The sequence below is a fragment of the Streptomyces flavusporus genome (genome assembly GCF_046267975.1).
Taxonomy (GTDB): Bacteria; Actinomycetota; Actinomycetes; order Streptomycetales; family Streptomycetaceae; genus Streptomyces; species Streptomyces flavusporus.
This window is the reverse complement of record NZ_CP176503.1, coordinates 2736835-2750286: the sequence shown is the minus strand read 5'-3', so window position 1 is coordinate 2750286 and position 13452 is coordinate 2736835. Positions and strand designations below refer to the sequence as shown.

At 70.3% G+C, this 13452-nt stretch carries 14 protein-coding genes; 5 read left to right on the top strand and 9 right to left on the bottom strand.

Annotated features, from left to right (window positions below):
• Positions 1-30 precede the first annotated feature (30 nt).
• From ACKTSN_RS13100 to ACKTSN_RS13080, 5 genes are all read right to left on the bottom strand, one after another.
• Complete coding sequence (locus ACKTSN_RS13100) at positions 31-1674, bottom strand: FAD-dependent monooxygenase (RefSeq protein WP_409469287.1); 1644 nt, start codon at positions 1672-1674, stop codon at positions 31-33.
• A 175-nt stretch (positions 1675-1849) separates the two neighbouring features.
• Complete coding sequence (locus ACKTSN_RS13095; RefSeq protein ID WP_409469286.1) at positions 1850-2758, bottom strand: amino acid ABC transporter permease; 909 nt, start codon at positions 2756-2758, stop codon at positions 1850-1852.
• Positions 2755-3432: an amino acid ABC transporter permease gene (locus ACKTSN_RS13090; protein WP_409469285.1), complete on the bottom strand. Its 678-nt coding sequence runs from the start codon at positions 3430-3432 to the stop codon at positions 2755-2757. The genes ACKTSN_RS13095 and ACKTSN_RS13090 overlap by 4 nt, the downstream gene beginning before the upstream one ends.
• A gap of 151 nt (positions 3433-3583) precedes the next feature.
• Complete coding sequence (locus tag ACKTSN_RS13085; RefSeq protein ID WP_409469284.1) at positions 3584-4429, bottom strand: glutamate ABC transporter substrate-binding protein; 846 nt, start codon at positions 4427-4429, stop codon at positions 3584-3586.
• A gap of 82 nt (positions 4430-4511) precedes the next feature.
• Entirely contained in the window at positions 4512-5288 is a 777-nt protein-coding gene (locus tag ACKTSN_RS13080) for an amino acid ABC transporter ATP-binding protein (RefSeq protein ID WP_409469283.1), read from the bottom strand.
• A 290-nt stretch (positions 5289-5578) separates the two neighbouring features.
• Between ACKTSN_RS13080 and ACKTSN_RS13075 the strand changes: the two genes are divergently transcribed.
• Together ACKTSN_RS13075 and ACKTSN_RS13070 are read left to right on the top strand one after the other, a co-directional pair.
• Positions 5579-6265 carry a response regulator transcription factor gene (locus ACKTSN_RS13075; RefSeq protein WP_409469282.1) on the top strand — a complete coding sequence of 229 codons (687 nt, stop codon included), beginning with the start codon at positions 5579-5581 and terminating at the stop codon, positions 6263-6265.
• Between the two features lie 9 nt (positions 6266-6274).
• On the top strand, positions 6275-7681 hold the full coding sequence (locus ACKTSN_RS13070; protein WP_409469281.1) for a sensor histidine kinase: 1407 nt from the start codon (positions 6275-6277) through the stop codon (positions 7679-7681).
• On the opposite strand, the gene ACKTSN_RS13065 is transcribed toward ACKTSN_RS13070, so the two are convergent.
• Positions 7671-8669 carry a TAXI family TRAP transporter solute-binding subunit gene (locus ACKTSN_RS13065; RefSeq protein ID WP_409469280.1) on the bottom strand — a complete coding sequence of 333 codons (999 nt, stop codon included), beginning with the start codon at positions 8667-8669 and terminating at the stop codon, positions 7671-7673. The two genes, ACKTSN_RS13070 and ACKTSN_RS13065, sit on opposite strands and share 11 nt — an antisense overlap.
• Before the next feature lie 85 nt (positions 8670-8754).
• Between ACKTSN_RS13065 and ACKTSN_RS13060 the strand changes: the two genes are divergently transcribed.
• Entirely contained in the window at positions 8755-9159 is a 405-nt protein-coding gene (locus tag ACKTSN_RS13060) for a MazG nucleotide pyrophosphohydrolase domain-containing protein (RefSeq protein ID WP_409469279.1), read from the top strand.
• Positions 9160-9186: 27 nt separating this feature from the next.
• Here the strand turns inward: ACKTSN_RS13060 and ACKTSN_RS13055 are convergent, their stop codons facing one another.
• Together ACKTSN_RS13055 and ACKTSN_RS13050 are read right to left on the bottom strand one after the other, a co-directional pair.
• Positions 9187-10416: a cation:proton antiporter gene (locus ACKTSN_RS13055; protein ID WP_409469278.1), complete on the bottom strand. Its 1230-nt coding sequence runs from the start codon at positions 10414-10416 to the stop codon at positions 9187-9189.
• A 4-nt stretch (positions 10417-10420) separates the two neighbouring features.
• The gene (locus ACKTSN_RS13050; protein ID WP_409469277.1) at positions 10421-10906 is read right to left on the bottom strand and encodes a cation:proton antiporter regulatory subunit; all 486 of its coding nucleotides are present in this window, start codon (positions 10904-10906) and stop codon (positions 10421-10423) included.
• Positions 10907-11143: 237 nt separating this feature from the next.
• Here ACKTSN_RS13050 and ACKTSN_RS13045 point away from each other — a divergent pair, with 237 nt between their 5' ends.
• Both ACKTSN_RS13045 and ACKTSN_RS13040 read left to right on the top strand, forming a co-directional pair.
• Entirely contained in the window at positions 11144-12091 is a 948-nt protein-coding gene (locus ACKTSN_RS13045; protein ID WP_409474819.1) for a sensor histidine kinase, read from the top strand.
• Positions 12091-12744, top strand: coding sequence for a response regulator (locus ACKTSN_RS13040; protein ID WP_409469276.1), 654 nt, complete (start codon positions 12091-12093; stop codon positions 12742-12744). Before ACKTSN_RS13045 ends, ACKTSN_RS13040 begins: the two co-directional genes overlap by 1 nt.
• A gap of 38 nt (positions 12745-12782) precedes the next feature.
• Here the strand turns inward: ACKTSN_RS13040 and ACKTSN_RS13035 are convergent, their stop codons facing one another.
• On the bottom strand, positions 12783-13445 hold the full coding sequence (locus ACKTSN_RS13035) for a protein-L-isoaspartate(D-aspartate) O-methyltransferase (RefSeq protein ID WP_409469275.1): 663 nt from the start codon (positions 13443-13445) through the stop codon (positions 12783-12785).
• Positions 13446-13452: the final 7 nt, after the last annotated feature.

The following is a 13452-nucleotide window of genomic DNA, read 5'->3' as shown; positions in this document are numbered from 1 at the left end:
TCATGCCAGCCGGTGCCGGGCGCCAGCCGATCAACGAGTACCCGCCGTGGCCTCTTCCGGGGCCTTCGCCGTGCCGCCGAGCGTGGCCTCGGCCGCCGCGTACAGGTCGGCCGGGCGTACTCCGTTCAGGGCCGTGACGAGGTGTCCGTCGGGCCGGACCAGGAGCACGGTGTGGGCGGCGGCGCCCGGATAGCTCTCGGCGACGAGCAGCTCGGCGGGATGCGGCAGCGCGGTGACCGCAGCCGCGAGCCGGGGCATGATCCCCGCGGTCACCCAGTGCTTGCGCTCCCACACCCCGGTGCCTGGGGCGATCAGGACGACGAGCAGCGCGCCGCGGCCGAGCCGGTCGCGGAGCCGTACGAAGGAACCGTCCTCGGCGGTGACCTGTACGTCCGTGACGGGTGCTCCGGGGGCCGTGTGGACGGGTGCCGGGTCCTCGAGGTAGCGAGGGGTGAGCGGGGAGTCGGCGTAGGTGCCCGGGGCGCCCAGCGGACCGCGTCCCAGGTGTCCGTCGGTGAGCAGCGCGTCATGGCCGCGGGCGGTGCCGGGGACGTACGAACGCAGGCTCCCGCTGCCGCGGAGGAGCGGGAGCACCTGGTCGGCGTTGCGTAGCCGGGCGGCGACCACCGCGCGGCGCTCGGTCTGATAGCTGTCCAGCAGCGCCTCGTGCGGCCCGTGGTGCCAGGCCAGCGCCAGCTTCCAGGCGAGGTTGTCGGCGTCCCGGAGCCCCTCGTCCAGACCGTGCGTGCCCAGCGCGCCCAGCAGGTGGGCGGCGTCCCCGGCGATGAACACCCGGCCGACCCGCCAGCGGCGGGCCAGCCGGTGGTGGACCGTGTGGACTCCGGTGTCCAGGAGCTCGTACGACGGTGTGGGGCCGTCGGTCCAGCCCGCGAGGGTCTCCCGGATGCGGGCCACCAGCAGCTCGGGCGTGACCAGGTCCTTGCCGGGCGGCAGCAGCCAGTCCAGCCGCCAGACGCCGTCGGGCAGCGGTCGTCCGGTGATCTCCCCGCCCGAAGGTCCCGACGTCCGCCACGGCGGCATCCGATGGAGCAACGCCCGACCGGGCCACGGAAGTTCCGCCCGCAGCGCGGCGACGGCGTACCGCTCCACCGCGGTGCGGCCGGGGAAGCGGATGTCCTGGAGCTTGCGTACGGTCGAGCGGGGACCGTCGCAGCCGACCAGGTAACTGCCGCGCCACCACGTGCCCTTGGGGCCTCGAGTGTGCGCGCTGACGCCGGAGGGCTCCTGCTCGATGGCGTCGAGGCGGCTGTCCACGGCGATCTTCACGAGCCGCTCGTGCGCGAGGGCCGCGCGCAGGGCGTTGGTCAGGACGTGCTGGGCGATGTGCAGCGGGGCGAACTCGACGGGAGGCGCGGCCTCCGCACCGTCCGGGCCCCCCTCTCCCGCGTCGCCGAACGTGACCTCGCGCATCACCTGCCTGCGCCGCATCGACCGCCATCCGGCCCAGCGCATCCCCACCTCGGCCAGCGGCACCCCGGTCAGCCGTTCCATGAGGGCGGCGGTGTCCTCACGCAGCACAACCGTCCGCGCGAGCCGCTGTTCGTCCTTGCCCGGCCCCTCGTCCAGGACCACGGACGGCACTTCCTGACGCGCGAGCGCCAGGGCGAGCGTGAGCCCGACGGGCCCCGCTCCGACGATGATCACCGGGTCCACGGCGCGCCGCTCCCCGTTCCCAGTGGTGCCTCGACGGACGTATGTGAACAGGAGGTTGGAGCAGGGTGCACGATCACAGAACGTATGCAACCCATTGCCGGTGCTTGCGTCAAGTGACGAGGGCAGTGGCGATCATGCCACTGCCCTCTTGCCTTCGACGATCAGTGACTGGCCGTCAGATCGTGCCTCCGGCGCCGGTTCCGTAGGTACCACCGACCTCGGCAGCGTTGAGCTCCTCGACGTCCTCCTTGCCGAGCACCGCACCCGTGCTCCGCTTGCTGCGGCGAAGCCTGCCCTCGAGCCAGCTCGCGAAGCTGGTCAGGATGAAGTTGAGGACGATGTAGATGACAGCCACCACGATGAAGCTCGGGATGACGTTGGCGTAGTTGGCGGCGAGCGTGCCCCGCGTGTTCAGCAGCTCGGTGAATCCGAGCAGCACGCCACCCAGCGCGGTGTCCTTCACGATGACGACCAACTGGCTGACGATGGCCGGGAGCATCACCGTGACCGCCTGCGGCAGCAGGATGCTGGTCATCGTCTGGCCCTTGCGCAGACCGATCGCCTTGGCGGCCTCCGTCTGGCCCCTGGGCAGGGCGAGGATGCCGGCCCGGACGATCTCGGCCAGGACGGAGGCGTTGTAGAGCACCAGGCCCGTGACGACCGCATAGAGGGGCCGGTCGTCACTGGCGACGTCCGTGGAGCGGGCGTAGAACTCGTTGGCGAACAGCATCAGCAGCAGCACCGGGATCGCCCGGAAGAACTCGACCACCGCGCCGACCGGAACCCGCACCCACCGGTGGTCGGACATGCGTGCGATGCCGAAGACGGCGCCCAGCGGAAGGGCGATGATCATGGCGAGCGCCGCGGCCTTCAGGGTGTCGCCGAGCCCGGGCAGCAGATACGTCGTCCAGGCCTCGGACTCGGTGAACGGCTTCCACAGTGCCCACCGCAGCTGGCCCTTGTCGTCCATGGTCTGCCAGATCCACCACAGCAGCAGGGCGAGCAGGGCGAAGAAGACCACCGAGAGGATCAGGTTGCGCCGCTTGGCCCGGGGGCCGGGGGCGTCGTAGAGAACGGAGGTCACCGCTTCACCGCCAGTCGCTTGCTCAGCCAACCGAGGAACAGGCCGGTGGGCAGGGTCAGTACCACGAAACCGAAGGCGAAGATCGCGCCGATGAGCACTGTCTGAGCCTCGTTCTCGATCATTTCCTTCATCAGGAGGGCCGCCTCCGCCACACCGATCGCGGCCGCCACGGTCGTGTTCTTGGTCAGTGCGATCAGTACGTTGGCCAGCGGGCCGATGACCGAGCGGAACGCCTGCGGCAGCACGATGAGCGAGAGGACCTGGCTGAAGCTCAGCCCGAGGGCGCGGGCCGCCTCGGCCTGCCCGACGGGCACGGTGTTGATGCCGGAACGCAGCGCCTCACAGACGAAGGCGGCTGTGTAGGCGACGAGACCGAGGATCGCGAGGCGGAAGCCCTGGAGTTCGAAGTCGTCGGGCGCGCCCATCGTCACCCCGAAGATGTCGGCGAGGCCGAGCGAGGTGAAGACGATGATGACGGTCAGGGGGATGTTCCTGACGATGTTCACATAGGCGGTGCCGAAGCCGCGCATGAGCGGGACCGGGCTGACCCGCATGGCCGCCAGCAGGGTGCCCCAGATCAGGGAGCCGATGGCCGAGAAGACGGTGAGCTGCACCGTCACCCAGAAGGCGCCCAGCAGGCTCGGGTCGTCATAGTCTGAAAGAAAGTCGAACACGATCTCCCGCGCTTCCGGGTGTGTGACGTACGTGGCGGACGCGGCGCGCCGCCGCTGTGAGCACAGCGACGGCGGCGCGCCGGTGAAACTCCGCGTTACCTGCGGGCATCCGCGTAACGCGCGGATGCCCGCTCACTGGACAACCTGAGGGTTACTGAACGATCTGCCCGGTCTTCGGGGCGGGCTCGTTCTTGTAGTTGGCCGGGCCGAAGTTCTCCTTGATCGCGGTCTCCCAGGCGCCGTCGCTGACCATCTTCTCCAGCGCGTCGTTGATCTTGTTGACGGTCTCGGTGTCGCCCTTCTTGACGCCGACGCCGTAGTTCTCGTTGCTGAGCTTCAGGCCGGCGAGCTTGAACTGGCCCTTGTACTGGTCCTGGGCGGCGAAGCCCGCAAGGATCGAGTCGTCGGTGGTCACCGCGTCCACGGCGCCGCTCTGCAGACCCGCGATGCACTCCGAGTAGGTGCCGTTCTGCTTCAGCTGGGCGTCTGGAGCGATCTCGTCCTTGACGTTCTGCGCCGAGGTCGAGCCGGTGACCGAGCAGAGCTTCTTGCCGTTGAGGTCGGTGCCCTCGGCGATGTCCGAGTCCGCCTTGACCAGCAGGTCCTGATGGGCCAGCAGGTACGGGCCGGCGAAGTCGACCTTGGCCTTGCGCTCGTCGGTGATCGAGTAGGTGGCCGCGATGAACTTCACGTCGCCGCGAGCCAGCGCGTTCTCGCGGTCGGCGCTCTTGGTCTCGACCCACTCGATCTGGTCGGCCTCGTAGCCGAGCTCCTTGGCGACGTAGGTGGCCACATCCACGTCGAAGCCGGAGAACGAACCGTCGGGCTCCTTCAGACCGAGACCCGGCTGGTCGTACTTGATACCGATCTTGATCTTGTCGCCGCCACCCGAGCCCGAACCCGAGTCGCTGTCGCCGTCGTCGCCGCCACACGCGGTTGCGGTCAGGGACAGGACAAGCGCGGCGGCCGCCGCGGCGGTGACCTTGCGGAGCTTCATGGTGAACATCCTTTGCGTGGTGAAGGGGACGCGGGCCGTCCAGTGCGGGTGACGCAGCTCGTCGCGGACGCGACGGGCGCGGTCAGTGGTGCAGGATCTTCGACAGGAAGTCCTTGGCGCGGTCGCTGCGCGGATTGCTGAAGAACTGATCCGGCACAGCCTCTTCGACGATGCGGCCGTCTGCCATGAACACCACACGGTTCGCAGCCGAGCGGGCGAAGCCCATCTCGTGCGTGACGACGATCATGGTCATGCCGTCGCGGGCGAGCTGCTGCATGACCTCGAGGACCTCGTTGATCATCTCCGGGTCGAGGGCCGAGGTCGGCTCGTCGAAGAGCATGACCTTCGGGTCCATGGCCAGGGCGCGCGCGATCGCGACACGCTGCTGCTGGCCTCCGGAGAGCTGGGCGGGGTACTTGTCCGCCTGTGAGGCCACGCCGACCCGGTCGAGCAGGGCGCGTGCCTTCTCCTCGGCCTTCTTCTTGTCCGCCCTGCGAACCTTGATCTGGCCGAGCATCACGTTCTCGAGCACGGTCTTGTGCGCGAAGAGGTTGAACGACTGGAACACCATTCCGACGTCGGCACGCAGCCGGGCCAGCTGCTTGCCCTCCGCGGGCAACGGCTTGCCGTCGATGGTGATCGCGCCCGAGTCGATCGTCTCCAGGCGGTTGATGGTGCGGCACAGGGTGGACTTCCCGGACCCGGAGGGCCCGATGACCACGACGACCTCGCCGCGGGCGATCGTCAGATCGATGTCCTGGAGCACGTGCAACGCGCCGAAGTGCTTGTTGACACTCTTCAGGACCACGAGCTCACCGGTCGCGGCCACATCTTCCTTGGCCACCGATACTTCGGTCATCGCTCTCAGGCTCCGTCCTCCTCGCGGTTTCGGAGGACAGTAGCTACCCTACGCGACCTGCGTCATTACATCTGAGGCGAATTTGAGCATCACGATCCGGTAGCAGCCGGACACGTGTCGTAGCACTTGTGAACGGAGCACGTATCGGCCGGATAACGGAAGCCCTCCGCAACCGGAAGCCTCTTGACGCCGTCCTCACCCATCAGCGTGACTGCCTTGGTGCACGCGCGCGCGTGCACACGTTTTGTACACCGACAGACCGTACTGCCGATGAACCGGAGGAGGCCGGGATGAGACTGCTCCTCGTCGAGGACGACAACCATGTCGCCGCCGCCCTGTCCGCGGTCCTGGCTCGGCACGGTTTCGACGTCACGCACGCGCGCAGTGGGGAGGAGGCCCTCCAAGCGCTCGTCCCGGAAGGCCCCGGATTCGGTGTCGTGCTGCTCGACCTCGGCCTGCCCGACCAGGACGGATACGAGGTGTGCAGCAAGATCCGCAAGCGCACCAGCACTCCGGTGATCATGGTCACCGCGCGCTCCGACGTCCGCTCCCGCATCCACGGCCTCAACCTGGGCGCCGACGACTACGTGGTGAAGCCGTACGACACGGGGGAGCTGCTCGCCCGCATCCACGCCGTCAGCCGGCGCAGCGTCCCCGAGGACGCCACGGGCAGCAGCGAGAGCGCGCTGCACCTGGGCCCCGTGCGTATCGAACTGCCCACCCGTCAGGTCAGCGTGGACGGTACGGTCATCCAACTGACCCGCAAGGAGTTCGATCTGCTCGCCCTGCTCGCACAGCGACCCGGGGTGGTCTTCCGCCGGGAACAGATCATCAGCGAGGTGTGGCGCACCAGCTGGGAGGGGACCGGACGCACCCTGGAGGTGCACGTCGCCTCACTGCGCGCCAAGCTGCGCATGCCGACGCTGATCGAGACCGTACGCGGCGTCGGCTACCGGCTCGTCGCCCCGGCCGGGTAGCGGGGCAGGGTGCGCACACGTCTCCTGCCGCTGCTCATCGTCCTGATGGCAGCCGTACTGCTGGCGCTGGGCATCCCGCTCGCCGTCAGCGTGGCAGCGGCCCAGCAGCAGAAGGTGGTCGTCGACCGGATCGACGACACGGCGTTCTTCGCGGCCCTCGCCCAGTTCGTCACCGCCCCGCCCAGTGGATCCCGCCGCACGGACCCGGACGAGCGCCTGGAGACGCTGAGTCGCGAACTCGAAAGCTACTACAAGGTCTACGGCATTCGTGTCGGTGTCTTCTACGCCAATGACGCCCCCATGGCTCATGCGCCGGCGGACTGGTACCTCCCCCAGGAGGGCGAGGTGCGCAACGCATTCGACGAGGCGCTGCTCAGCCGGCGCAGCGACGACCCCAAGCAGGTGTGGCCCTGGCAGCGACACCGGCTCGTCGTCGCGTCTCCGGTCATCCGGGACGGCGACGTCGTCGCGGTCGTGGTCACCGACTCGCCCACGGGCCAGATGCGTTCACGGATCCTGTCCGGCTGGCTGGTCATCGCCGCGGGCGAGACGGCCGCGATGCTGCTGGCCGTCGGCGCCGCCCTGCGGCTGACCGGCTGGGTGCTCAGACCCGTCCGGGTCCTGGACGCCACGACGCACGACATCGCCACGGGACGCCTGAAGTCCCGGGTCGCGGCGGCCGGCGGACCGCCGGAACTGCGCAGGCTCGCCCGATCGTTCAACGAAATGGCGGACAACGTCGAGGCCGTGCTGGAGCAGCAGCGCGCCTTCGTCGCCGACGCCTCGCACCAACTGCGCAACCCGCTGTCCGCACTGCTGCTGCGCATCGAACTGCTTGCCCTCGAACTCCCCGAGGGCAACGAGGAGATCGCCTCGGTCCAGGCCGAGGGCAAGCGCCTGGCACAGGTCCTCGACGACCTGCTCGACCTGGCGCTGGCCGAGCACGCCGAGGCCGACCTGAGCCTCACGGACATCGGCGCGCTGACCGCCGAGCGCGTCGCCGCCTGGGCGCCGACCGCCGAGGCCAAGGGCGTCCGGCTGGTCGGGGACTGCCCGCCCACAACCGCCTGGACGGACCCGGTGACGCTGTCCAGCGCACTGGACGCGGTGATCGACAACGCGGTGAAGTTCACGCCGAAGGACGAGTGCGTCGAGGTCACCGTCGCCTCCAACGGCGACACCTCGACGATCGTGGTCGCCGACGGCGGACCCGGCCTGACCGACGAGGAGCTCACCCGCGTCGGCGACCGCTTCTGGCGCAGCAGCCGCCATCAGAACGTCAAGGGCTCCGGCCTCGGCCTGTCCATCACACGCGCCCTGCTCGCGGCGGCCGGCGGCTCCATCGCGTACGGCCATCATGAGCCGCACGGGCTGACGGTGACGGTGACCCTGCCGAGGACCGGACCTACGGCTTGACCGAGCGGTAGTAGCGCCGGGCACCCTCGTGCAGCGGCAGCGGGTCGGTGTAGATCGCCGTGCGCAGGTCGACCAGCTGGGCGGAGTGGACGTGGGCGCCGATGCCGTCGCGGCTCTTGATCACCGTGCGGGTCAGCCACTCGATGAGCTCGGGATCCATGTCCTTGCGGGTGATCAGCACGTTGGACACCGCCATCGTCGGCACGGTGGCCCCGTTCTGGGCGGTGCCGTACGCCGACTCCGGCATGTTGGTGGAGCGGTAGTAGTGGGTGGCCCGGCCCTGGCGGTGCAGCTCGGACACGAAGTCGGCATCGATCGGGACGAACCGGAAGTCGAACGTGTCCGCGAGCTGCTTCAGACCGTCCGTCGGCAGTCCACCGGACCAGAAGAACGCGTCGATCTCGTCCCGCTTCAGCCGGTTCGGCCCGGTGTCGATGCCGTCGGACAGCGGCGTGATGTCCTGCTGCGCGTCGATGCCCGCCGTCTTGAGCACCCGGGTCGCGATCAGTCGCACACCTGAGCGGGGAGGCCCTATGGCGACCCGCCGGCCGCGCAGGTCGGCGACGGACTGGATGTCCGAGCCGCGCGGGACGACGAGATGCACATAGTCGTCGTACAGGCGGGCGACCCCGCGCAGCCGGTCGGCGCCGGGCCCGTTGTTGAGCTCGTACGTCTCCACCGCGTCCGCCGCGGCGATCGTGAAGTCGACCTCGCCGGTCGCCACGCGCGCGACGTTCTCCTGCGAACCGTCGCTGGTCATCAGCCGCACCTCGAGGTTCGGCATGTCCTTGGAGAGCTCGGTGCGCAGCAGGGTGCCGTACCGCTGGTAGACCCCGCGCGGCGTGCCGGTGCTGAAGGTGATCGTCCCGCTCGGCGGCTCCTCGCCCAGCGGCAGCAGCCACCACAGCAGCAGCCCGAAGGCGACGAAGCCGGCGGCCGCGCCCTGCAGGGCCCGGCGTCTGCCGATACGGGACAACACCTTGGACATGCGCGCGATCCTGCCAGCCCGTACGCCGTGCTGACCAGGGCCGGAATCACACAGGGTTGTCACAGGCGGCCGTTAGAGTCGGCGTATGAGCTCCTCGCCCGCCGACCTGGTCCGTGAATTCCATCTCGCCTTCGGCCTCGACGTCCGCACCGCCCCGACGCAGATCCCGCAGGCGCTGGCCGCGCACCGCGGTGAACTGCTGGCGGAGGAGGCCGCGGAGGTCGCCGAGGTGTCGGTGACCGGACCGCTCGACCGGCTCGCGCACGAACTGGCGGACGTCGTCTACGTGGCGTACGGCACGGCGCTCGTGCACGGCATCGACCTGGACCAGGTCATAGCCGAGATCCACCGTTCCAACATGACCAAGCTGGGCCCCGACGGCCAGGTCGCCCGCCGCGCCGACGGCAAGGTCCTCAAGGGGGAGCACTACGAGGCGCCGGACGTGACGGGGGTCCTGCGCCGCCAGGGGTGGGAGCCCGGCGGCGCGTGAGCGGGCGGGGCGGCTCAGCCCCCACCCTCAGTCCCCCACCGGTGCCTCCGTCCTGGCATCCTCCGGCGGCCGTACCGGCCTCGGCGTGTCCTTGCCGCCCCGGAAACGGCGGCTCCATCGCATGGCGAGCGGCTCGGTGTACCGCGCGGTGCTCGGACCGAGGACCACCAGGATGAGGACGTACGCCGTGGCCAGGGGGCCCAGCGACGGTTCGATGCCGGCGGTGACCGCCAGCCCGGCGATCACGATGGAGAACTCACCGCGGGCCACCAGAGCTCCGCCCGTGCGCCAGCGGCCCCGCACGGAGATCCCGGCCCGCCGGGCCGCCCAGTAGCCGGTGGCGATCTTCGTGAGGGCGGTGACGGCGGCCAGCGCCAGGGCGGGCAGCAGGACGGGCGGGATGCTCGCCGGGTCGGTGTGCAGCCCGAAGAAGACGAAGAAGACCGCGGCGAACAGGTCCCGCAACGGACTCAGCAACGTGTGAGCGCCCTCCGCAACCTCGCCGGACAGCGCGATGCCCACCAGGAACGCGCCCACCGCCGCGGACACCTGGAGCTGCTGGGCGACACCCGCGACGAGGATCGTCAGGCCCAGCACGACGAGCAGCAGCTTCTCCGGATCGTCGCTGGAGACGAATCGCGAGATGACCCGGCCGTAGCGCACGGCCGCGAACAGGACGAGCCCCGCCACACCCAGCGCGATCGCCAGCGTCACGCTGCCGGCCGCCAGCCCGGCCCCGGCCACCACCGCGGTGACGATGGGCAGGTACACGGCCATCGACAGGTCCTCCAGGACGAGGACACTGAGGATCACCGGTGTCTCCCGGTTGCCGATCCGGCCCAGCTCGCCGAGCACCTTGGCGATCACTCCGGACGACGAGATCCAGGTGACGCCCGCCAGCACCACGGCGGCCACCGGACCCCAGCCCAGCAGCAGCGCGGCGGCGGCACCCGGAAGGGCGTTGAGCGCGCAGTCGACGAGCCCGGCCGGATAGTGGGCCTTGAGGTTGGTGACGAGATCGCTGGCCGTGTACTCGAGGCCGAGCATCAACAGCAGCAGGATGACGCCGATCTCGGCGCCGGTGGCGATGAACTCCTCACTCGCTCCGAGCGGCAGCAGTCCGCCCTCGCCGAAGGCCAGCCCGGCCAGCAGATAGAGCGGGATGGCGGAGAATCCCAGCCGGCCGGCCAGCCGGCCGAGCAGACCGAGGCCCAGGAGGAGGGAACCGAACTCGATCAGCAGGATCGCGGAGTGCACCGGTTCACTCCCGCCCGAGTATCGCGGCGGCGGCCTCGACGCCCTCGCGGGTGCCGATGACGATGAGGGTGTCTCCGCCCGCGAGCCGGAAGTCCGGCGTGGGGGACGGGATCGCGTCGGCCCGGCGCAGCACGGCCACGACGGACGCGCCGGTCTCGGTCCGCATCCGGGTGTCGCCCAGGACCCGCCCGTTCCAGTGGGAGGTCGCGCCCACCTCGATGCGCTCGGCCACCAGGCCCAGGTCCGTCGTGTAGAGCAGGCTGGTGCTGTGGTGGGACGGCTGCAGTGCGTCGATCAGCGCGCCGGCCTCGGCGCCGGTGAGCCGAAGCGACTGGGCGCAGGAGTCGGGGTCGTCGGCCCGGTACACGTTGACCGACCGGGTGCCGTCGCGGTGGGCCACCACGGACAGGTGGCGGTGTTCCCGGGTCACCAGGTCGTACTGGACCCCGATCCCCGGCAGCGGCGTCGCCCTCAGGCGTGGAGCAGACACGTTTCTTCCCCTTGTTGATCGTTCCTGCGCTCCGGGGCTTCCCGGCCCCGGAACACTGCGCCGAGCCGCCATGCTGTCATCCGCCCGTACGGTGGTGACATGGGTGTCAGCACGGATGGACGGGGCCGGCGAGGAGCGGAGAGGCTGGTCACGGCGGCGCCGTCGGCTGAGGCGGGAGAGCGGTCGGCCGACGTTGCGTTGCCGAACGTCATGACCGGGAGAGGAGTCACCAGAGGCGTGTCGCTGTTCTGGCGGATCTTCTCCCTGAACGCCGCCGGCCTGATCGTGGCCGCCGCCCTGCTGCTCGGCCCGGTCACCGTGTCGACCCCGGTGCTGCCTGGCGAGGCGCTGGTCGTCGTCGGCGGGCTCGCCGCGCTGCTGGCGGTCAACGCGGTCGTGCTGCGGGTCGGGCTGGCCCCGCTGGCCGCCCTGGGCCGCGCCATGGCCACGGCGGACCTGCTACGGCCGGGCACCCGGGCCGAGGTCGCCGGCCCCGCGGAGGCGGCGACGCTCATCACGACGTACAACACGATGCTCGACCGACTCGAGACCGAACGCACCACCAGCGCCGCCCGCGCGCTGTCCGCCCAGGAGAGCGAACGCCACCGCATCGCCCGTGAACTCCACGACGAGGTCGGCCAGACCCTGACCGCCGTGCTCCTTCAGCTCAAGCGGCTCGCGGACCGGGCCCCCGACGAGCTGCGGGACGAAGTGGGCCACGCGCAGGAGGCCACCCGCGCCGGTCTCGACGAGATCCGGCGTATCGCCCGCCGCCTGCGCCCCGGTGTCCTTGAGGAACTCGGCCTGGTCAGCGCCCTGCGCGCGCTCGCGACCGAGTTCACCGCGCATGGACTGACCGTGCGCCACGACGTCCACGGCGATCTCCCTCCGCTCCCCCAGGGGACCGAACTGGTGGTCTATCGGGTTGCCCAGGAAGGCCTCACCAACACCGCCCGGCACTCGGGTGCCGACCGCGCCGAACTCCGGCTCGAGCCGGTGGCGGACGGTGTCGAGCTCCTCGTACGCGACAACGGCACTGGTCTCGGTGCGAGGCCGGAAGGAGCCGGAATCGGCGGGATGCGTGAGCGTGCGCTGCTGGTCGGCGCGGTGCTCACCCTCGAACCGGCGCCCGAGCAGGGCACCGACGTACGTCTGCGGATACCGCTCACGGCCGGGAGTCGCTGATGTCGTCCCCGATCCGGGTTCTGCTCGCCGACGACCACACGCTTGTACGCCGTGGGGTGCGCCTCATCCTGGACGGCGAACCGGATCTGACGGTCGTCGCCGAGGCGGGCGACGGCGCCGAGGCGGTCGCGCTCGCGGGCGCGGGCGAGGTGGACCTGGCCGTCCTGGACGTCGCGATGCCCCGCATGACCGGCCTGCAGGCGGCCCGGGAACTCTCACGGCGACTGCCCGCCCTGCGCATCCTGATCCTCACGATGTACGACAACGAGCAGTACTTCTTCGAGGCCCTGCGGGCCGGGGCCTGCGGCTACGTCCTGAAGTCCGTCGCCGACCGTGACCTCGTCGACGCCTGCCGGGCGGCGATGCGCGACGAACCGTTCATCTACCCCGGCGCCGAGCGCGCCCTCGTCCGCTCCTACCTGGACCGCCTGCACCGCGGAGACGGCCTGCCCGCGCGGGCCATCACCGAGCGCGAGGAGGAGATCCTCAAGCTCGTCGCCGAGGGCCACTCATCCAAGGAGATCGGCGGGCTGCTCTTCATCAGCGCGAAGACGGTCGAACGCCACCGCGCCAACCTCCTGCACAAACTCGGCATGCGCGACCGTCTGGAACTCACCCGCTACGCGATCCGCTCCGGGCTCGTCGAGCCGTGACCGCTTGAAATCGCCCGGGACGCCGTGGTTATCGGCACTCATGGCAGTGCCGCATCGTCCGGCGGGAAGCCGTATCGCCCCAGCAGCCGGACGAAGCAGGCCGCGCTCAGCACTCGCAGCGGCTCCAGCCCCGACGCGGTGCGCTCGAAGCACACCACCTGCTCGTGTCCGCCCGGCCCGATCGGCTGCACCAGCCGGCCGCCCGGCCGTACCTGCGCGACCAGCGGCGCGGGCACCTCCGGGAACGCAGCCGACACGAGGACCGCGTCGTAGGGAGCGCGGTCCGGCACGCCGCCGCTACCGTCACCGACCCGCAATTCCACGTTCCGTACGCCCTGGCGGGCGAGATTCGCGCGCGCCTGCGCGGCGATGTCGGGCCGCATCTCGATGCTGACCACGTCAGCGGCCAGCCGGGCGAGCAGCGCGGTCTGGAAGCCCAGACCGGTACCGACCTCGAGGACGTGTTCGCCCCCGCTCAGAGCAAGGCTCTCGATCATCATGGCGGACAGTGACGGCTGCGTGGTGACCTGTCCCTGCCCGATTGCAACGGGTCCGTCCTGGTAGGCGGCGGCCACCTGACCGGGCGGGACGAATCCCGCCCGGGGCGTCGTTCGCACGGCCTCAAGCAGCCGCTCGTCCCTGATCCCGGCGGCTCTGAGGGCTCGCACGAGGTCCTCGGGCTTCCTGGGGGCGGAATTCACGGGCGGG

Bases quoted from the DNA above. Each gene is read 5' to 3' on its own strand.
- ACKTSN_RS13085 (WP_409469284.1), bottom strand. From the start codon at position 4,429: ATGAAGCTCCGCAAGGTCACCGCCGCGGCGGCCGCCGCGCTTGTCCTG.
- ACKTSN_RS13080 (WP_409469283.1), bottom strand. From the start codon at position 5,288: ATGACCGAAGTATCGGTGGCCAAGGAAGATGTGGCCGCGACCGGTGAG.
- ACKTSN_RS13075 (WP_409469282.1), top strand. From the start codon at position 5,579: ATGAGACTGCTCCTCGTCGAGGACGACAACCATGTCGCCGCCGCCCTG.
- ACKTSN_RS13065 (WP_409469280.1), bottom strand. From the start codon at position 8,669: ATGTCCAAGGTGTTGTCCCGTATCGGCAGACGCCGGGCCCTGCAGGGC.
- ACKTSN_RS13060 (WP_409469279.1), top strand. From the start codon at position 8,755: ATGAGCTCCTCGCCCGCCGACCTGGTCCGTGAATTCCATCTCGCCTTC.
- ACKTSN_RS13040 (WP_409469276.1), top strand. From the start codon at position 12,091: ATGTCGTCCCCGATCCGGGTTCTGCTCGCCGACGACCACACGCTTGTA.